Below are 18,967 nucleotides of genomic sequence, written 5' to 3'. Positions count from 1 at the left end.
TCTTCATCAACGCTAATTCAAGGTGTCAGCCACAAATATTGCAAAACTATTCATCGTAAGGATGGCTATAGCTATGGATTCTAATATCTACTGGCGGTTAAAACCGCCGTTCGCTTACCTCTCAGCGCTAAAGCGCGGAGTTTCTCGCGTATCGAGAGGTCTTTTATGAATCGCAGTTATCTCTAATAATTAAAGTTAAGATAGCTTTATGCATTGTAAGCTATCTTAAATCAGTGCGATTAAGTATCTAATATTGTTAATTAATATGTATAGGAGTATACATGAAAACTAAACTTCAACGCATTACTAATTTACTGCTCGTACTCGTAGCATCCTTCTCAATTTTCGCTGGTGGATTGCTTCTTAATGCTCCCCCTAGCTATGCTGTTCAACGTGGTTCTAAAGTACGCATTCTTCGTCCTGAGTCGTACTGGTATCAAGACGTTGGTACAGTAGCTACTATTGAAAGTGGTGCTGGTAAATATCCAGTTATTGTTCGCTTTAATAAGGTGAACTATTCTGGTATCAACACCAGTAATTTTGCTGAATCTGAATTAATTGAAATTGAAGCACCTAAACCTAAAGGCGATCTTAGTCCTAGGAATAAACCTTGAATTATAAAGAGCAGAATGTCCTCAAATTTGGTCTATTTTCATTCTTAGTATTCATATTTACTTCACTTGAGGTATAAGGATTTAACTACAGAATGCCCATTCCAAAAAAATCAATATCTATTTAAGCCCGCGATCGCCTTGATATGCGGGCTTTGTTTTGTCAAAAATATAACCAGTGGAAACAATGAATATCAATAATATTCGGTGGTGGAACTCTGTGGGAGATGGTCGTGTGACTTCGATACTAAGAACTCTTGGTATCGACGGGAACAAACTTCTTCCTGATTGTTTTCTCTGTGAATGCGATCGGTATCGATTAATCGCTATGATTTGGGATGCCGAAAGAGTTGACCATGAGATCCTCACTACTTCCGAAAGAATGTCGAGGGCAATTTCAGAAAGGAAACAGCTTCTTGAATCCTCCTATCAACAGCTTTCTGAAAAGTTCATAACGATTTGCGATGCTTACTTTGCACTTAAGTAAGTCATCTTTTTTTTGCCTTGAATGACACGAAATCAATATACTAACAATATGCAGAGGGAACTATGGACATTCCAGTACTCGGTACGGTCAAAATTTCGGTGCTTTATGCATCTATCCATCGTGCTATCTCTTCACCTGAGCCGATCGCCACTCTACTGAGTCGGGCATTGGAAGCAAAAGAGGCTATCAAAGGGTGCTATGTACCCTCAACCCCGAACCTATTCGAGGGTGAGTTTATACCAATTGCTCTGCAAAGCCATCAAATCGGTGACATCGTAGAGTACAGGGGAATGCATTACCTCATTGGGGCTGAGACTATGGAGTACCTGCCAGATTTTGCTCGTATTCAAGCGTGGCAAGAGCTATGGGAGGTCGTCAAGGATACCTTGCATTTGAATATTCATGGCGACGATTTGCAATTGGCACGATCGCAGAAAAAGCTTAACTTGGCTTATGACGGATTTGTTGATATTTACGGCATTCCACAGGATAAAAGCAATAAAGCTTTATTCCGCAAGCAATCTGGCTATGGTGTTATTTGCTCCTTGCTAATTGATGGCGAGAAGTCTGCCATATTCCATCGCCGCACTGTCGCGAAGTCTGTTGAATATGTTGTAGAGACAGCCGAGCAAGGATATCTCGCTTCTCTTAACCAGTTCGGAAAGGTCGATATTAAGTGGATTGCCAAAAAGCTTCATGTCTCCCTTGAAGATGCGATCGCCCAACTTAAGGGCTTTGCTTATTACGATGGCGCTTATCCTCCCCAAGACCCTGCGGATACGGACATTACTGAATGGAGAGATCGTAACGACTACATCTCTGGCAATGTTCGCAAAAGATTGGAGAAAGTTCAGTCTTGGACAGCTATTCCAGAATGGCTCAATATTGAAGTGTACCTCGATACACTTCGGCATAATCAAGCCCTGCCTTGTGTCCCACTAAATAGTGCTATTAAGCGTGATGTTATTGAGGCATTGAACCTTGAAGCTTATCTGCCCGAAGATGAGCAACGGGACATGTTTAATAATGAGATCACCCTGCTGATGGGCGCTTACATCGGGAAGCATACATCAAGTATTTATCAGGCTTTTGCTCGGTTTTTGTTCCATGATGACTATCAATACTTTGAAAAAGAGTTGCAGGATTCAATCAAAGCCAAAACGTCAGTTCCATATGCAGCAAGGAAATATGCATTAGCAATTTCAGTTGATTATTTTAATAAAAATCAAAAACATGAGTTCGATGTTGTTTTTGCTGATAACGTCAAAACTTCTGGCAAAAATACTAAGGAATGGGCAGGAGGTCATTGGCGATCTGGTCGGGAAATCTTTGAGATCTGCTTAGGCGATCGCAACCCTATCGTCTACGATACCGTGACAATGTGGGTAGACGGTATGGAAGTGAAGCGTCAGGTCGAGAACAAGGAAGGGACAGCGGCATGCACTGCGGCGAAGAAGAATATGCTCAAGGCATGGGATGAGTGGTTGTGGAGCGATCTAGACCGAGCAATCCTCCTGACCGATTGGTACAACAGTGAAATTAACGTCTACAAAGTCCCTACCCTAGACGGCAGTTATCTAACATTCCCACAAGCTGCCGAAATTTTCCAAGGTAAGCCTTTGACTTTTCACGACCATCAATTAGATCTCGTCGAACTTGTCATCCGCAATCATGGCAAAGGGACTGGAGCATATCATTGTGTTGGTGCTGGGAAGACCTTGGAAGCTGCGATGATCGCAATGAAACTTCGCGAATTGATCGCCAATCATAAAACTCTAATTGTTGTACTCGGCTCTACAACTACTCAATTCGCTGATCAATGTCGTGGCGTATTCCCACAGGCAACGTTGTTAGTGAGATCGCCAGATACTAATGTTGACCTAAGAAGGGAGTTTCTCTCCCGTCTAGCATTTGAAAGCTATGACATTGCAATTTGCACTAAGGAAGATTTTGAGGCAATTCCGTATTCCTCTGAGGTGGAGCAATATCATCTCAAGGCTGAACTATCCAAGATGGAAAAAAGTAACAGTAAAAAGGCTCAAAAGCAGAGAGTTCAGAAGAAAGATGCGATCGTAAAACATCTTAATAATCTGAAATCCGGGAAGGACGACTCCCTGTATTGGAAGGATTTGGGAATTGATTGTGTCATTTTTGATGAGGCGCACTGCTTGCTCAATATACCGATCAAATCCACGCTTCGCAATGTAGCCGGGATTCCTTCTGGCGATGGCAGCAAACAAGCTGGGGATGCGCTATTGAAATTCCACGATTTGTATCGTCGCAACAAGAGGGTTGTCTTGCTAACAGGAACGCATTTAGTTAATACGATTGCACAGATGTATTCCAACCAAATGCTATTACAACCAGATCTACTCAAGGAATTGGGTCTAGATAGTTTTGATGCATGGCGGGCAATGTTCGGCAAGATTGTTAGTTCACTTGAAATCAGTGCTACGGGTAGGTTGAAGAAAAAGGAACGGTTTTCCAATTTCAATAATATCCCTGAGTTGAAAAACATGTGCGCTCAGAGCATGGATATTAAAACGAAGCAAGATCTGAAATTACGCCGCCCGAATATTCGGCATATAGTGTTGTCTTCGGAACCTCATGCTTCCCAAATTGCCTATATGAATTCTCTCGTTGCCAGAGCTTTGGCAGTTAAGAATAGAGAAGTAGATCCAAAAGAAGATAACATGCTGGTCATTACGACAGATGGCATCCTTGGGTGTATGCACATGGCACTTGTCGATCCTAATGCGAGGGATTGGGTCAACCATAAATTAAATGCCTGTGCGTGGAATGTGTGGAAAATCTGGCAAGCAACAAGAGATGTGAAGGCAACCCAACTTGTCTTTTCCGATGTCAGCACTCCGAAAAAACAGCAAAAGCCTTACAAAGTTGTTGTTGAATCTAATAGGAGCATTATTGTTGCTCAGGGTTCTTCCAAAAAGGATAATGGTATTAGAATTGGGTATTTAATCAAGGATGTTAGTACAGGGTATTGGTACAACAAAAGCCTTGATGGTACTTATGAGTCTATCCTCTTTAAAAGCCGTCATGAGGCTTGCGAGGATTTGATATGGGAGCTTGCCATGATTCCTGAGAATTATGGCAGTACTGAATTCACCGCTTACCAATATATAAAGCAAGTTTGCTGTGCTTTAGGGATGCCCGAAGATCAGTTTGTGTTTATTCATGATTATGAAAAAGACAAACGTGATACTTTATTCAAGGATGTCAATGATGGCGCGATCGCTGTAGTCATGGGATCTACAGAAAAGCTCGGCACTGGTGTAAATGTCCAGAAACGTTTAATCGCTATTCATAAAATTGACGTTCCTTGGACTCCTGCTAAGGACGATCAACGCATCGGGCGGATCGAACGTCCTGGGTCTATGTTTGAGGATTATATAGTCTATGACTTTCAATACCTCACTCAAGGCTCTCAAGGGTCAGCCTCGATTGACGGATTTAAGGCTCAAGCTTTACAGGCGAAGGCAGATGGATTTAGACAATTTAGTAATCTTAATTCTAAAAATAGGAAGTGTGGCGATATCGATGTTGAGCCAATGACCTATGCCCAAATGAAGGCGATCGCATCTAGCGATCCTCGAATTATGGAGAAATTCAAGGCGGAAGGCGAATTAGTAATGCTGCTTGCCGAGGAACGAGCTTGGCAAATGAATCGCCGCAGCTTGGAGAAGGAGGAATTAAACCTTCCCCATGAAAGGATCGATCTCATTGACCAAATTGCACTAATTAAGGATGCGACAGCCTATGTTGAGCCATACCTAGTTAAGCTAGCAGAGGAACCAGTATTAACCCCTACTTCTGACGCAGAAACAGAGGTGACTAAAAAGAGGTCCAGGGTTAAGAAAGAGAAGCCCCCTACATTGCCAATCGATCGGATTATTGGGCTTGATGGTATCGCCTATGAAGGTGATTCCAGAGAGGAATACTTAGTCGATAGCATGAATGATTATGCCGAATCATCTCAAAAAAAGGGTAGATTCTCTGAACCCCAACGCAAGGTTGCGACCTATTGCGGTTGTGATATCTACATGTATATCCCGAAAGTTGGCATGAGTGGCTACCATGCCAATGGCTTTTTGCTGTTTCCAAATGGGCTTAAGGTTTCTATTTCTAATACCTGTTATTTTAGAGAAATCAAGAAATCTTTTTCTCAAACTGGCTCAAACCTCATTAAAGAAGAAAATAGATTGATTTCGATTGAGAGTAAAATGCTGTCAGTCGGGAAAGAGCTAAACAAACAGTTTGTTGATGAGGATGGGAATAACTGCTTCGATCGCATTGCCAATCTAAAGGTATTGATTGACGAGTTAGAAACCATCTTTCAGCAAGAAGCCAGTGAGCAACAATTTGCTATTGGGGACGAAGAAGAATTTGAGTTCGCTATGAAATCACAACCTTCTTTAATGCCCGATCGTGAAAATCCTGCAATCATCCGTGAACTTCGAGAGAAAGTTTACTCATTCTGGTTCAGACCTGAAGATAATTATCCCAACTGGCTGGTTGAGATCAAATCTACTGCTGAGGCGATAAATGCTCCGAAGTCTAACGTTTTGGACTTCCCAGACATCAAAAAAGACTACGGCATTCAGGGAAAAAGCGATCTACGCTTGACAACTGATGGCGATACTGATACGGTATCAATACGTTAACAATATATTAAATTGTTTATGAATAAATGGATTTTCAAAACAATTTAATAAGAGTAAAACATGGAAAAAACTACTCATTACTTTAGAAATATCCATTCCAAGCGCATTGCAAGCTACAAAAAACGAGAAATCGTTGATGGTAAGCACACAATTCACATTCTTGTCTGTGATGGTGTTGAAGATAATTGGTCTGAAGACGATTTCAAAAAACACTGGGTAATTTACAGCAAATAATCCGCGTTTATCTGCTGTAAAACAAATCTAAGACAATAATCGCGAGGGGACTAAGCGATCGCAGTTACAACGACAGGACAACAGGGATTAATAAATGCCATATAATGAATTAATCAGTGATTTGCCCATCATCGATCCAAATGTATGTTCAGATCGTGGTGCATCGGCAGAGAATAAAATTACACGAGAAGATGTCGAAAGGCTGAAAGAAAATTGGCTTTACGATCCTATTTGGGATATTGAGGAGACTGAGGGCTTTGAATCTTTCCACGATGAACTTCTTGCTTTCCGTATAGAAGTAAAAGCTAGCCGAGAATTAAAGCGAGAAAAAGAACTCGACCTTGAAGCCCGCAAGATGGGCGTTTCTGTCGAAACTGCCCGCAAAATCCAAAGGCTAGAATACACAGTATCGGCTGCTACTCAAAGGGCAAAGAGGGGTTTTGCTAATGTCACTTTGATGGATGAGGATGACGCAGAATATCTCATTAATGAGATCGTCGAAGTCGCGATCGCTTCCATCAAAATTGAGCAACTGAAAGAGACTGCGATATCCCCAACTCCTTTAGGACTGATCAATATCGCCCTAGAATGCCTTCACAATAGCCCATTCTACCGTTCTCGATTTACCACCCATTCTTACAAGTATTTCAACCTCAAGTTTGACAAAAAGCTTTGGCATGAAACATTATCCCAAATGGTCCAGGATGGCAAATTAATTCAAAACTTTGAATTAATTGATCCTGTAGGAGACGATGAAGTTGCGGTGTATCACAATTACTCAGATATTCCACTGGATCAAATCTTCTCAGAAGAATATCCTTTTGTGGTTACTGAGAAGAATATAACCATAACTTACTCTTTCCCTAAAGAGTCTATTTAAAATGCAGATCGCGAGGTAACTAAGCGATCGCAGTTGCAGCTAGTTTGAGGATTCTGATGTCGAACAAAAATAAAGAACGCGATCGCCTTCGTCAAGAACTTGAAGTAAGCAGAAATGGTCAATTGTTCCTCGTAGTCAAGACTTATCACCCAAAAAAAATATGGCAACCAAAAGGCTCAAATCAGCTCGTCCAAAACGAACTCGCAAATTGAAGGATGGTGCTGACACCGTAAATCCTCACCCTAGTATTGTTCCTCCAATGGAAGCCACTGCGACTGCATGTGCTGACAATGTTTTTGCGGCAATCAATCAAGTCAAGCAAGGTGATGAGCTTGGTGCTGTTACTTCTGGGGTCGCGGCAGGAGCATTTCTTCTAGGATTTGTCGCCAGTTCATTGCAAATTGTATATAACTCGCGAAACAGGAGTGGATTGTAATGTCCATCATTTACCAACAGCTAACTATCGCGATCGTCCCTTGACTGGGTTCGGATTGAGGGGCGATCGCGAATCTTGTAAAACTTAATGGAATCAACTCATGCTAAGTACAAATATCTTAAACAGACTCCAACACGGAGAAATCGTTGAAAAGGATCGTTACGGTAAATCTGTTTATCGCAGAATCAAGGCTTCAGAGGCTAGGAACTCGGATGGAACCAGTGCGGGCTGGATTCCTAATACACCAGATGGCGATAGGGTCTGTGTCCAGAAAGCTTTTACCCCAAAAGGTTCTAGGAAGACTACTTTTACGAATTATTGGTAATTAAACTAGCGATCGTCCCTCAACCCCGAACCCAGTCGAGGGGCGATCACGAATTAAAAAAGGGAGAACCAATGGCTAAAAAAGGTACTGGCTCACATCTTAAGATCGAGAAATTTGGTAGTAACTGTATGGGTATAGAACTTACAGGAGACATCAAAAAACCTGAATACGATCTCTTTCTTGTCAAATTTCCGGGTGGAGAAGTCGAAATTACACGAACTCCTGACGGTGATTATTGGATTCACACAATCGTCAATTCTCCAAATATGGCAGATGGTTCCCTGAATTGCGGAAAGTCAAAAATTGGTTATATAACTGATTCTCGTGCCTTTGTTAAGTCAAAAAGAGATGGCAAAATCACTGACATAGCCGTAAGGGTTTCAATAAAAAGTGAAAGCTCCCTATCAGCAGAATTGTTGGAGAATCCAGAAATGCTGCTAATGCAATTACTTGAATTAAAAAACGAGAAAAAAGAAAATTTGTTGCAGCGGGCGGCAAAATCTGCGGAGAATCGGGTGGTGGGATGAATCAGGCTGATCGTGCAGAATTATTAGAAAGAGTTAAATCGATTCTTACAACGGATTGGAAAACAGCTAACGAAATTTCTGCTGAATTGGAATCGCGTTTTTGCTTCAATATCAATAGCGATCGCATTCGTCGGTTGCTTAGAAAGCATAATGTAGCAGAGGTTAAAAAAAGCCTTGGGTATCGACTTCGCGATCAGATTGACCCTATCGACCGAGCTATCTTGTCCAGAAGGAATCGGAGTTTAGCTGCGATCGCAAAGGACTTTAATGTTTCCCGGCAAGCGATATATGGTCGCAGATTGAAAATATTAGCTGATTCCGCAGAAAAGGCAATAAATATTTCCCTTGATTAATACAATATCAACATGTTATCAATATGGATATACTTGTGAAAAACACTGGATGCGGATTGGGATACAGTGGTAAAGGCATTAGGACAAACATGGGCAGAAGCAAAAGCTCGAAACGACTCATTGGTACTCTAAAAGAATCTTTAGAACCAGAACTAGAGATAGTTGAACACGAAAATATACCTAGTCTTTGTTCAGGGTATTATTCCCTGATATGGATGCATCCAGCGTTTGAGAAAATTGCCCTAGCCCAATTTGTAACCGCCAAAGAGATTGCAAATGTCATCAAGTACTTACCCAAGTGGAAGTATATCGCTCAATCAGTAGCGATCGCCAAGGGTGAGTGGGAAAGGGTACAAGTATTGCCAGAAGGTTCTGTAATTTACTGGAAATACTCTTTTAGCAACAGTTTTCAGTTTCGCGATACAAAAGCGGCATCCCCTTATTGGAAAAGGGAAGAACGAGCTGGGAATGACTGGCGATATGTAAGCACGTTAGAGCTTAACGACTTTCGTGGTGCTACTTCTTTAGATCGCAAATATTATCTGCCGTCAGGTGATGAAATTATTCGGATGAATTGGAATCACAACGCAGAATGGTCTGCGGCAATCAGACGTTGGGAATTAAATAATCGAGGGAATTAACATGTTAGAAGAATTGACTCTAGAACAGATGATTCGAGAAGTTTACATCACCATGATTACGCCTCAGAATGCTCGTGGATTTGGTCGTGGAGGATTAAGTAAACTCCCCGATAAGGGATATCCTAAGCCCATCGAAATCGCGATCGATCAACGCGGTAGCCTTGGATGGCAGGTCAAGGATACAAACATTGCTGACCCCACAAAGCAATGGGTAGACTTTGATTACGTTGGCATTGAATGTACGATCGTCAATTACCAAATCCGCGAGGTGCAGCTAGACGAAGGTAAGCAGTTGGAATCACAAAATAAAATCGCTGAGCTTGAAGAAGAGATCGAAGCATTAGCCAACAAGCCCGAATTGCGTGAAAAGAAGGAGAGGGCATTAGCAGAATTGACACAGAGTATTGAAAATGCTGAGACTTATATTTACCTTAGAGCCATCGATAGGCAAAATCAATACAGCATCAGGATGCGCCCTGACAATATTTTTGCGATTTCATTGTTTAACCAGCTAAGGGTTGTGGTCACTCAAGACCATAAGAAGACGAATCGCAATGACCACAGGCTTGCTCATGCAGTAAAGATTGGGATCGAAAAACGTCCATCTGCCAGAGAGACGAACAAAGTCGTCACCTTTGCGACCCTATGGACACTCGGTGACAAAACTGTTTGGATTGGCGAAGATGAAGTCATGACCAAAGAATCGTGGCGACCAATCTGGAAAGAAGTTGTAACTTCTGTTGGAGAGTATGTCCGCGTACTTCACAGTCAACCAAATCTCGATAATAAAAATAAGGCGATCGGGGCTGGGCAATCAGCCTTGCCTCCAGCAAAGTCTGATGCCTCTAAAACACTGTTGTTAAAAATTAAAGAGGCAGCTAACGAAGCATTCAATAATGATGATTTAAAAAGAATCAATGGCATTTTAAATCGAGTTAATAACGAGAAAGAAACAATCGATCGCCTTAGTAATTTGACTGACGAGGCAAGGGAGTATGTGAGTAAGATTGCTGCAATGATGGCTCCTGAACAACCTGATGAAATCGAGCCTAAAGTTATCGATGTCGAAACTATTCCTGTAATCATGGACAGATTCTTTGCAGAGCAACAGTCTTCCCTGAACCCCGAACCCTCTTAACGAATGGTTAGTAGGTTACCAGAGTGGCGAAGTTGAGATTGCCGACTTTTTGTAAATTTGCAAATTGTCTTTGCTTGTCTAAAAAAGTCGGCAATCTGTCTGGTTAGGGTTGCTTGGTGCAAGTTTGACTAGGTGGTACGAGCGGAGGTTCTTTAAAAGAGTGGGCTAAATCGAGTTTTAAACCGAAGGAGGCGAACAGATGCAGTAACGTGTTGGCAATGATTACAAACTTAAGAAATCGTTGTAAGAAAGCTCGTCTCTGTGTTGGCGGGAATAACAAAAGGTTGGCAATAATTACGAGCTTAACAAATCGTTGGAAGGGAGTCATGGGGAAGTTCTCCATAAAGTTGACAATGCCATCATCGAAAAAATGACCTGAAACCTCCAGACGGGTTAAGGCAGATAGCAAACTTTTCTTAACTGCCTTTTCTGTCCTCTTTGATATTGAGTTAAACTAAATCCACACAGTCAGAAAAACTTGGTTGAGCCATGCCTACACAGCGCAATAGAGGGATCGCCGCAACCGTTGCGGGACTGCGAAAACTTCGTGAGGTTAAGGCGGCTGGCGAAGCGGATGGAACCCGTTTGACCTATGAAGGCATTGCCGATCGCATTTCTCAGAACGCTCAAGCTTCAGTCGAATCAAGAACGGTAAGACGATTTTTTAACGGTGAACGCATTGATCGAGATTGCATCCTAGCTATTTGTGCTGCTTTGCGTGTAGAGGTCACGGAGATCGTTGACCCCAATGAATGGCATCCCGCTAAGTCTCGTCAAACGTCTCAAGCCGTGGCGATCGCTGCAACCTTAAATACGACACCTCCGCCTGTAGTTGAATGGCAGGGACGACAGGATGAAATCAAGGAACTCCAAACCGCCCTAAGCAATGAGAAAGTCCGCTTAATCGGGATGACCGCCGCAGGAGGCTATGGTAAATCGGCTTTAGCGGTGAAGTTCAAGGAGCAGTTAGCCCCTGATTGGCGAGTGTTGTGGGTGAGTTTTATCCAGCCTTATCCCTTGGCACAATTTGGGCGATGGTTATTGGAGCAGTTGGGACGAGATTATGATGAAAAATGGGACGAAGAGACGTTAATTGGACAGATCGTCGAAGGGTTAATCGCTGAGCCTTGTTTGTTGGTGTTGGACAATATGGAAACGGTAATACCAGCAGAAGGGAAGTCGGTTTATGGTCAATTTTTGAGCCAATGGTTAGGGAATGGGATGCATAGTAAGCTATTGCTCACCAGTCGGGAACAGCCAGTGTTTAGCGCCAATTTGCAGCCGCGTTGTTATTGGTTAGCCCTAAAGGGGTTAGCGGAAGCCGATGCGATGCGTTTGGTGACGGAAGACTATGGATTAACGGGTACGCAGCAGGAATTAGCCCATTTTGTGAACCGAATGGATCGGCATCCTCTCTTGATGCAACTGGTATCGAGTTTGATGCGGGACAAGTTAGGGGAAGGGGTTGGTGTGACAGAGGCGGAAAATTTGGGTTTAGATTTGTTTACGGTGGAGGGTTATCACCGTGATAGGGAAACCTGTGTCAGAGAAGTAGTTGCGGCGAGTTTGGCGCGATTATCGGCAAAGTTAGGGGATATTTTAAAGCGGTTATCGGTATTGCGAGGGATTTTTGATCTAGGGTTAGCTCAGGGGTTAACAGCCGAGGTAACGGATGCAGAGTTACGGTATTTAGCGCGTTTGTCGTTGTTGCAGGAGTTTCCCCCCGAACCTCTCAAGGGAAAACCGCGACGGTTTCAGTTTTTGCCTTTAATTTCGATGGTGGTGCAACAGCAAGCGGATTCTGGGTTGTTGCGATCGGCGCATCAAGCTGCGTTGGATTATTTTTTGGCACATTTACCTGCGCCACCTTGGGAATCCTTGGAGGATTTGACGGCGTATTTAGAGGGGTTTTACCATGCAGGGGAGTTGGGAGAATGGCAGTTAGCTTTTGATATTTTGAATGAGGAACGAGGGGGGGAAGGGAAAAATAAATCGGTTAATCAATTTTTGTATTTACAAGGGTTTTATCGTCAACAAGTACAGTTATATGAGCAGGTAATCGCAGGGAGTCAACGGGAACAAGATTGTCATCGCAAATCATTGAACCGTTTGGGCAATTGTTATAAAGACTTGGGGCAATATGAAAAAGCGATCGCCTACCACCAGCAAAATTACGACATCAGTGAAGAAATCGGCGATCGGCAAGGGGTGGCAAGTTCTCTAGGAAATTTAGGCAGTTGTTATAATTCCTTGGGGCAGTATGAAAAAGCGATCGCCTATCTCCATCAATATCGCGACATCAGTGAAGAAATCGGCGATCGGCAAGGGGTGGCAAGATCTCTAAGGAATTTAGGAATTTGTTATTATTTCTTGGGGCAGTATGAAAAAGCAATCGCCTATCTCCATCAATATCACGACATCAGCGAAGAAATCGGCGATCGGCAAGGAGTGGCAAGTTTTCTAGGAAATTTAGGCAATTGTTATAAAGGCTTGGGGCAGTATGAAAAAGCGATCGCCTACCACCAGCAACATCACGATATCAGTGAAGAAATCGGCGATCGGCAAGGGTTGGCAAGATCTCTAGGAAATTTAGGCAATTGTTATGAATCCTTGGGGCAGTATGAAAAAGCGATCGCCCACCACCACCAATATCACGACATCAGTGAAGAAATCGGCTATCGGCGAGGAGTAGCAATTTCTTTACACAATATAGGGTATTCGTTAATCAAACTTAAAAACTACAGCGAAGCAGAAACCAAAATTCAAGAATCCTTAGTTATTTCCCAAGAAATTAACATTAAAGATTTAACCGCCCATAGTTTCAAATCCCTTGCCGAAATCGCCCATCAAACCAATCAACCCCAACTCGCCCTCACCCATTGCCAAGCCGCCCTCACCCTCTCCCAAGAACTTGGCATTCCCTTAGTCAAAGACTGCGAAGAACTCCTAGCAAAAATTCAGGATGACTTAGGAGAATAAGACAAAGATATTGAAAGAAATAGAGAATCTCCGTTTTGAGATCAGGGCAACCTCATCCAAAAAAGCAATAAAATTCAGGAGAAAATAAAGCCACAATGAATAGCCCTATCGAACTAAGGTTAATTAGGAAGGTGCATCGCATAGGTATATAAGACTTACTTTTCGCTTTAATTCCAAGCGTAAATCTATTGAAGAATCGATCAAACAATTTAAGCAAGAACTTTTTTTGGAAAGTCAAGGTTTATTAAAGAGCAATAAAAAAGCGTCCGAATGGGCGCTCACGATATGCTGTTTTTTGGTGTTTTTAGAAGCTAAAACCCATATACAGTAGTAAAAATCCCCTAGACCACTCGATCGCAATTAGACCAAGACGTATCCGAAAGTTTCGTAAATGATCTTGGTAGAATCAATCAAGGACTGAGATTCAATAGTAAGCGCACCATTCGGCAAAACTGAGCGAATGAAACAACCCGTGAACAGCAAACCCGACATGCTAATGTCCTGCGAAACTGGATCTGTCCGTCGGAGTAGATTTTTTAAATTGGTATTTACTAAAGATTGCAGATAAGTAATTTGGTCGCCAGTTAGCCCGGAGCATGTGTACTCAATAGTTCTTTTTGCTGCGGAGAATTCTGTGATAACTCTTTTGTAATTGATTTTGAGAGGAATCGCATTACCCTGCCCGATTGTTGCCGAATCTGCGACAAACTCTGGTAAATCAGGTATTGGAATTAGTGAGATATTGAGATCAGGCATAGCTAGATAAACCTATAGTTAGTCTCAGGTTCTCTCTACTTCTATTTAATGCTGGGTTTATCGCGAATTTGACCAAAATAAACCCCCGTTAATAATTTAACGGGGGATGTATCACCACTGACACCGATTGAGATCCAACCTTCTCTACATTGACTCAGGAAAAGAATTACCTAATAAAATTCGGGATATTCGCTCTTAAAAAGATATACTTGTCACATCTTTAGCGATCGCATTAAGAACATCCATTTTAGTAAAGACCTCAAGACCAGTGAACATAGCCAATGGTGCGAACAGGCTTATACTTTGTGTGTCATCGCTCACAAAATCGTACTCATTAGGGGATAAGTAGTTGGATGCCCGAAAGTACGATCGCCCAGCCAAGTCCGCAACATGAGCGAAGGAAGGAAGGTCGTAAGTAGCAACGACTGAGTTCGGGGTTGGGGGTACATTTTGATTTATATGAACTACCACACTACCTACTGGTAATGGGGCTGAGGTATAAATGTTAATTGCATTGCTAAGCACCTGAAACGTTCCTGGCGAATTGGTGTCAGATTGGGTCAACTCAATGCCATCAACAAATATGTTGGTAGGAACGGTAAATGTTCCCCATGATGAAGTATTGACTTGATATTGATTTGCGATTGGAGTAGATGCCGCAGTTGCGCTTAGTACAGCATCTAAATTTACCTCTGTAGCTGGTGTCGTCTTAATTATATTTACGATCTGTCCATTCAGCCAGAAGGAATTAGGGGGGGCAGATCTTGGATCTGTGATTTGCTTAAAGCCCTGCATATATACTTGATAGGCAGCAAGGGGCAAAGTGTAGGTATAGTAGATTCCTGTCCTTGAAGGGGTAATGCCATGAAAGACTATTGGCTCTAAACCTACACTATTTGCATACATCTTTAGGTAATCTGCGATCGCAATGGGAGCCATCGACCTAGATGCGCCATTCCCATTCCATAGCCGCATGAATGGTGTTGAGGTCTGAGCAGGAGCTTTCTGCGGTGTGGTAGGTAAATCGGCAGACAAAAGTTGGAACATTAGCTAACAAATATACTTTTTGCTCTATCCAAATAAGCTTGGCGATCATCAAGTCCGTTGTAGCCACCATTGATAATTCTGGTAATTACTCGAATATCATCAATGTCGGCATCGGCATTAAGCCCGTTCATATCCCAGAACCAACCAGCACTCAAACAGGCAAGGTCGAAGTCACCGAGTCTTGTTGGGTTATCAATAAGATCGATGCCCAAAGCTTTGCCGCAAGCAGCATAATTTGTCCGACCTGTAACTTGGATTAAACCTCTACCTTTGAATCGAACTCCGTCACCCGGCACATCATTCCCCAAATCTTCACAACCTTCGTAGTCATTCCCCGAAGCATATTCTTCGTTGGTATTGAAGCCATCGCTTTCATGGGCAGTCTGCGAGAGGAAGTGCGCTTTGCGGAGAGGGGTATTAATTTGATAACGAATCATTGTCGAATTTAAGTAAGGCAATAATTGCGCTAGCCGAGCAGGGTCGGAATTTGGCGCGATCGCTTCAAGTTGGCTTTGGCTAACTAAATCCCTAGATACAAGATCGCCATCTTTGAACAATTTGATATGTTTGAGAAAAGCAAAAAATTGCATAGGTGGTTGCACGATCAAGCATTGAAGGTGCTGTCCATCGGGGTAATACCCATAGCTAGAAATCTCAAGAGTCTTGTCGCTAGCTGGGATAAATACCTTTTGATCGTTACCCAATTCACTTGCTTGAACTGGGTTCGCCTTGAGATAAGTATCATTGATTACTTGAATTGTAAGCATATTATTTAATGGAATAAAGAAGATATAATTCCGATGCCTGCACCAATAGGACTTGTAGCAATAGAAGCAGCTTTTTCTACGTCGTTGACGACAGTTTCTACGTTTGGGTCTGGCGAAATATCTTCAACCAAATCTCCAATTCCCTTAATAGGTGCTGATGCAATGTTTGACACATCGCCAGCTACTGCGATCGCAGTAGCTATAGTTTTATCGCCAGGGTCAATATCTTGAACAACAGCCCCAATTACTGCAACCGGACTTGTATTAATCTTTTTGCTGATTTGTTCGGCTGAATCTACAATTTGAGGAATATTAGCAGAAGCTAACTGCTGCTGACTGTTGGATGGGGTTATTACGACAGTTTGACCAGATGCAGGAAGATTACCTGTCAAGCCTTGCAAAGTTGCTTTCGCCACTATTCCAAGCACTCCAAAAACACCAGATACGCCCGCACCTGTCGCATTCCCTACGGTCTGTGCGACTTGTTTGGCTTTCCCAAACGGATTTTTCCGAGCTTTTGCAATTAATTTATCTACTTCAGGAATATCTGAGATCGCATCTTCAGCCAAAGCGATCGGATTAGTTAAGTCCTTGGATAATTGTTTCACCATTGGAATGTCATTGACAAGTTCTTCTGCAAGTGATCCTGGAGTCTGTAATCTCATTGAGGGTGGTAAAGCTTGGTTTGCTTCATTGATAGCATTCGCATTAACAAGCGCCTTATCTGGATTTCTGCCAAAAGCGAACCATTCTGGGGTAGAAGTGTTCGTCTCCTTTTCCATTTTATCGACAGTTACACCGATAGCACTGAGTAGAGAAATGCCAACAGTTCCACCTTTTAGGAAGGTCAACCCGTTTTTATAAATGTCATCAAGCATTGCCAGAGAACCAGAGAGGAAGCTAATTGAAAGAAAGATAAAAACCTTTGTGTAGAATAGGTTGCGAGGTTCTACTTTAGTGGTTGGTTGTTGTGGTGACATTGCTTTTTTGTGTAGAGATCCAATGCAATAATTTTTGGCATTAGATCTCTACATATTCTGATAATGCGCGATTTCAGCGATTAATAATCCCAATCGAACGACTCATAAATTAAACTTAAACTATCCACATGTTTCTCACTTCCAAATAGATATTCTTTGCCAGATGCCGACGCATTTATTAGGTAGCAATTATTTAAAGTTACTCCCAAAAAGTTTAAATTCCTTAAAGTTGGGATGCCTCCATAAAGCAATACTCCTCTTGAAGCTGCGGCTACACTTCGATAAGAGGTTACTGAGTCAGCTTTTACTCCAACTAAAGTAAATGTTATTGACGTTCTTGCGATCGCTAGACTACGCAAAGACCCATTAAAATTCAATTGCACGGTATTGCCATCTACTTCGCCAAAGCTAACACTATCGATTTCGTATCCATCAAAGAAGTTTGCAGCACCCCCACCAGTTGGATCGTAAGACCAGTAGCGACTGGTGTATTCCAGTTGTAATGTACTGCGGATCTCTTGCCCTGCAAGAAATACTGTTTCTCCGAGGACTACATTGGTAAGGACCGCATCTGTAATTCGATATCCAGCGATCGTTATATCTTTTAGTGGTGGGTATAATGCGGAAGATGTATCGTCGATTATTTGCACGTACCCTAGTGCCAGTGAAGCGGGTGTTCCAATGAGGTTAAACGATGCTTTTCTCTTGTAAACCGTAACGTCTCTCCGCCCTATGCCTGGTTGATTGAGAGCAAAAACTTTAGTATCCGCGCCAATGCTAATATTTGCGATTGGATATCCTTGAAACGTCCCTTGCGAGTAGGGTACGTCATAGTCTCTCGACTCATATTCAAGAGTTAATGTATCGGATATGACCCCGAAACTCGAATTGATTGCTGCTGACGGCACGACAGAGGTTAAGATCGCATCCTTTAAAGTAATCCCACCCAAAGTGAAAGTTTCCTTTGGAGGGTTTACAGGGTTCGCATAAAGAATGTTTAAAAAATAAGAATAGTCCTGTGGGGTGCTGCCTTTAATTGTGATTGATAGCTTTCGCTTTTTAATGGTCGCCGTCCGCACGATCGCGCCATCGGCATACTGTACGCTTACCGATTCCCCATCGGTGTACTTTATCCCATCCAAGTCGATTGTGAACCCCTGAAATATTTCCTGAACAATCTGATTACTCCAATCTCTCGACTCATACACCAACTCCAAGGTATCTACATTGGTGCGATCGCCCACAGACATAAATCCTTTTGGCGCAGCAGAGACTAAATAGCAATTCGTGATGGTTTTTCCACCGTAGGTAATGCGATCGCGCAAATCTGATAGGTTTTGAGCCGCTCCAATGTAATAAGCTGCCTCGATATCATTTACGCCTTGTATCGCTAAGGAGAGGTTAGCTCGGAAGGCTTTGATTCGATATAATCCACCTCCTTCAACTTGTTTTGGGATTTCACGAGTTTCTGCCTCACCAAAATTTATAGATTCTGGAAGTAGCGCGAAATTATCGAATGTTAAAAGTGAAACAACCATGCAAAGATTGTTGATTGCAAGGTTGTTCTAATAACCATTTCGGTGAAATTGGCGATAAACTATGTCTAGACAAGTTTTTTGGTGCAAGTTGCGATGTCTTCAACATGGACAGATGAAAGGCTAGATCGTTTTGCCGATAAGGTAGATCTCGTTGTTGGCAAAGTAGATCTCGTTGCCGATAAGGTAGATCTTGTTGCTAACAAAGTCGATCAACAAGGTGAAAGAATTGATAACCTAGTCGGACAAATTGGTAGGCTTATTGAGGCATTGTACCTTGAACTGCCTACGGTTAAGGCTGAAGTCAATAGCGTTCGAGAAGAAGCTAGGGAACAACGTGAGACTCTTCATGCTGAACTCGTTGAGCTAAAAGAGGTCGCAAGGCAACAGGCGATCGCCGCACAAATCCAAGCAGAAGCAGCTAAAATTCAGGCAGAATCAGCTAAGGCTCAAGCCGATACTGCAAAAGTTCAGGCAGAGAATATCAGATTAATGATCGAAATGGTTAATCGAAAACAAGCTTAGTCCATTCGATTTAGTATAAAAAAGCCAGTACTGAATTTAATAGCTTTTTTATGTACCCTCAACC

General features: G+C 42.4%; 18 protein-coding genes. 12 read left to right on the top strand and 6 right to left on the bottom strand.

Translation table 11 applies throughout. The annotated features are described in order from the left end of the window. The first annotated feature begins 356 nt into the window (after window positions 1-356). The 10 genes from AC805_RS18855 to AC805_RS18815 all read left to right on the top strand — a co-directional run bounded on the left by AC805_RS18855 (window position 357) and on the right by AC805_RS18815 (window position 10,314). Entirely contained in the window at window positions 357-614 is a 258-nt protein-coding gene (locus tag AC805_RS18855) for a photosystem I reaction center subunit IV (protein WP_055076823.1), read from the top strand. 184 nt (window positions 615-798) lie between these two features. Further along, entirely contained in the window at window positions 799-1,098 is a 300-nt protein-coding gene (locus tag AC805_RS18850) for a hypothetical protein (protein WP_055076821.1), read from the top strand. Window positions 1,099-1,160: 62 nt separating this feature from the next. After that, window positions 1,161-5,780, top strand: a complete 4,620-nt coding sequence (locus AC805_RS18845; RefSeq protein ID WP_055076820.1) for a helicase-related protein — start codon at window positions 1,161-1,163, stop codon at window positions 5,778-5,780. 60 nt (window positions 5,781-5,840) lie between these two features. Next, the gene (locus AC805_RS25780; protein ID WP_156341474.1) at window positions 5,841-6,014 is read left to right on the top strand and encodes a hypothetical protein; all 174 of its coding nucleotides are present in this window, start codon (window positions 5,841-5,843) and stop codon (window positions 6,012-6,014) included. A 94-nt stretch (window positions 6,015-6,108) separates the two neighbouring features. Next, window positions 6,109-6,894 (top strand): hypothetical protein, encoded by a 786-nt coding sequence (locus AC805_RS18840; RefSeq protein WP_055076819.1) that lies wholly within the window; start codon window positions 6,109-6,111, stop codon window positions 6,892-6,894. A gap of 160 nt (window positions 6,895-7,054) precedes the next feature. Next, a complete protein-coding gene (locus tag AC805_RS25775; RefSeq protein WP_156341473.1) occupies window positions 7,055-7,330 on the top strand; it encodes a hypothetical protein in 276 nt (91 codons plus the stop codon). Window positions 7,331-7,726: 396 nt separating this feature from the next. Further along, window positions 7,727-8,182, top strand: a complete 456-nt coding sequence (locus tag AC805_RS18830; protein ID WP_156341472.1) for a hypothetical protein — start codon at window positions 7,727-7,729, stop codon at window positions 8,180-8,182. Then, on the top strand, window positions 8,179-8,535 hold the full coding sequence (locus tag AC805_RS18825; RefSeq protein ID WP_055076816.1) for a hypothetical protein: 357 nt from the start codon (window positions 8,179-8,181) through the stop codon (window positions 8,533-8,535). The genes AC805_RS18830 and AC805_RS18825 overlap by 4 nt, the downstream gene beginning before the upstream one ends. A 35-nt stretch (window positions 8,536-8,570) precedes the next feature. Next, window positions 8,571-9,176: a hypothetical protein gene (locus AC805_RS18820; RefSeq protein WP_156341471.1), complete on the top strand. Its 606-nt coding sequence runs from the start codon at window positions 8,571-8,573 to the stop codon at window positions 9,174-9,176. A 1-nt stretch (window position 9,177) separates the two neighbouring features. Beyond that, complete coding sequence (locus AC805_RS18815) at window positions 9,178-10,314, top strand: hypothetical protein (RefSeq protein WP_055076814.1); 1,137 nt, start codon at window positions 9,178-9,180, stop codon at window positions 10,312-10,314. A gap of 103 nt (window positions 10,315-10,417) precedes the next feature. On the opposite strand, the gene AC805_RS25770 is transcribed toward AC805_RS18815, so the two are convergent. Next, entirely contained in the window at window positions 10,418-10,723 is a 306-nt protein-coding gene (locus AC805_RS25770) for a hypothetical protein (protein ID WP_156341470.1), read from the bottom strand. An 80-nt stretch (window positions 10,724-10,803) separates the two neighbouring features. Here AC805_RS25770 and AC805_RS18810 point away from each other — a divergent pair, with 80 nt between their 5' ends. Then, window positions 10,804-13,293: a tetratricopeptide repeat protein gene (locus AC805_RS18810; RefSeq protein WP_055076813.1), complete on the top strand. Its 2,490-nt coding sequence runs from the start codon at window positions 10,804-10,806 to the stop codon at window positions 13,291-13,293. 360 nt (window positions 13,294-13,653) lie between these two features. Here AC805_RS18810 and AC805_RS18805 read toward each other — a convergent pair whose 3' ends face one another. The 5 genes from AC805_RS18805 to AC805_RS18785 all read right to left on the bottom strand — a co-directional run bounded on the left by AC805_RS18805 (window position 13,654) and on the right by AC805_RS18785 (window position 18,381). Next, window positions 13,654-14,049 carry a hypothetical protein gene (locus AC805_RS18805; protein WP_055076812.1) on the bottom strand — a complete coding sequence of 132 codons (396 nt, stop codon included), beginning with the start codon at window positions 14,047-14,049 and terminating at the stop codon, window positions 13,654-13,656. Between the two features lie 195 nt (window positions 14,050-14,244). Next, window positions 14,245-15,096, bottom strand: coding sequence for a hypothetical protein (locus AC805_RS18800; RefSeq protein WP_055076811.1), 852 nt, complete (start codon window positions 15,094-15,096; stop codon window positions 14,245-14,247). Then, complete coding sequence (locus tag AC805_RS18795) at window positions 15,096-15,863, bottom strand: glycoside hydrolase family 19 protein (protein ID WP_055076810.1); 768 nt, start codon at window positions 15,861-15,863, stop codon at window positions 15,096-15,098. Before AC805_RS18795 ends, AC805_RS18800 begins: the two co-directional genes overlap by 1 nt. Before the next feature lie 5 nt (window positions 15,864-15,868). Further along, window positions 15,869-16,843, bottom strand: a complete 975-nt coding sequence (locus tag AC805_RS18790; RefSeq protein WP_055076809.1) for a hypothetical protein — start codon at window positions 16,841-16,843, stop codon at window positions 15,869-15,871. Window positions 16,844-16,923: 80 nt separating this feature from the next. Next, window positions 16,924-18,381 (bottom strand): hypothetical protein, encoded by a 1,458-nt coding sequence (locus AC805_RS18785; protein WP_055076808.1) that lies wholly within the window; start codon window positions 18,379-18,381, stop codon window positions 16,924-16,926. Between the two features lie 93 nt (window positions 18,382-18,474). Here AC805_RS18785 and AC805_RS18780 point away from each other — a divergent pair, with 93 nt between their 5' ends. After that, entirely contained in the window at window positions 18,475-18,903 is a 429-nt protein-coding gene (locus tag AC805_RS18780; protein WP_055076807.1) for a hypothetical protein, read from the top strand. Window positions 18,904-18,967 lie beyond the last annotated feature (64 nt).

The organism is Pseudanabaena sp. 'Roaring Creek', from assembly GCF_001402795.1.
Taxonomy (GTDB): domain Bacteria; phylum Cyanobacteriota; class Cyanobacteriia; order Pseudanabaenales; family Pseudanabaenaceae; genus Pseudanabaena.
Note: the sequence above shows the minus strand (reverse complement) of the source record. Positions and strands in the feature narration are given on the sequence as shown.

Excerpts from the sequence above, each read along its gene's own strand:
- AC805_RS25775 (WP_156341473.1), top strand. The coding sequence starts at position 7,055 with ATGGCAACCAAAAGGCTCAAATCAGCTCGTCCAAAACGAACTCGCAAA.
- AC805_RS25780 (WP_156341474.1), top strand. The coding sequence starts at position 5,841 with ATGGAAAAAACTACTCATTACTTTAGAAATATCCATTCCAAGCGCATT.
- AC805_RS18790 (WP_055076809.1), bottom strand. The coding sequence starts at position 16,843 with ATGTCACCACAACAACCAACCACTAAAGTAGAACCTCGCAACCTATTC.
- AC805_RS18780 (WP_055076807.1), top strand. The coding sequence starts at position 18,475 with ATGTCTTCAACATGGACAGATGAAAGGCTAGATCGTTTTGCCGATAAG.
- AC805_RS18830 (WP_156341472.1), top strand. The coding sequence starts at position 7,727 with ATGGCTAAAAAAGGTACTGGCTCACATCTTAAGATCGAGAAATTTGGT.
- AC805_RS18800 (WP_055076811.1), bottom strand. The coding sequence starts at position 15,096 with ATGTTCCAACTTTTGTCTGCCGATTTACCTACCACACCGCAGAAAGCT.
- AC805_RS18845 (WP_055076820.1), top strand. The coding sequence starts at position 1,161 with ATGGACATTCCAGTACTCGGTACGGTCAAAATTTCGGTGCTTTATGCA.
- AC805_RS18810 (WP_055076813.1), top strand. The coding sequence starts at position 10,804 with ATGCCTACACAGCGCAATAGAGGGATCGCCGCAACCGTTGCGGGACTG.
- AC805_RS18795 (WP_055076810.1), bottom strand. The coding sequence starts at position 15,863 with ATGCTTACAATTCAAGTAATCAATGATACTTATCTCAAGGCGAACCCA.
- AC805_RS18815 (WP_055076814.1), top strand. The coding sequence starts at position 9,178 with ATGTTAGAAGAATTGACTCTAGAACAGATGATTCGAGAAGTTTACATC.
- AC805_RS18840 (WP_055076819.1), top strand. The coding sequence starts at position 6,109 with ATGCCATATAATGAATTAATCAGTGATTTGCCCATCATCGATCCAAAT.
- AC805_RS18825 (WP_055076816.1), top strand. The coding sequence starts at position 8,179 with ATGAATCAGGCTGATCGTGCAGAATTATTAGAAAGAGTTAAATCGATT.
- AC805_RS18785 (WP_055076808.1), bottom strand. The coding sequence starts at position 18,381 with ATGGTTGTTTCACTTTTAACATTCGATAATTTCGCGCTACTTCCAGAA.
- AC805_RS18805 (WP_055076812.1), bottom strand. The coding sequence starts at position 14,049 with ATGCCTGATCTCAATATCTCACTAATTCCAATACCTGATTTACCAGAG.
- AC805_RS18850 (WP_055076821.1), top strand. The coding sequence starts at position 799 with ATGAATATCAATAATATTCGGTGGTGGAACTCTGTGGGAGATGGTCGT.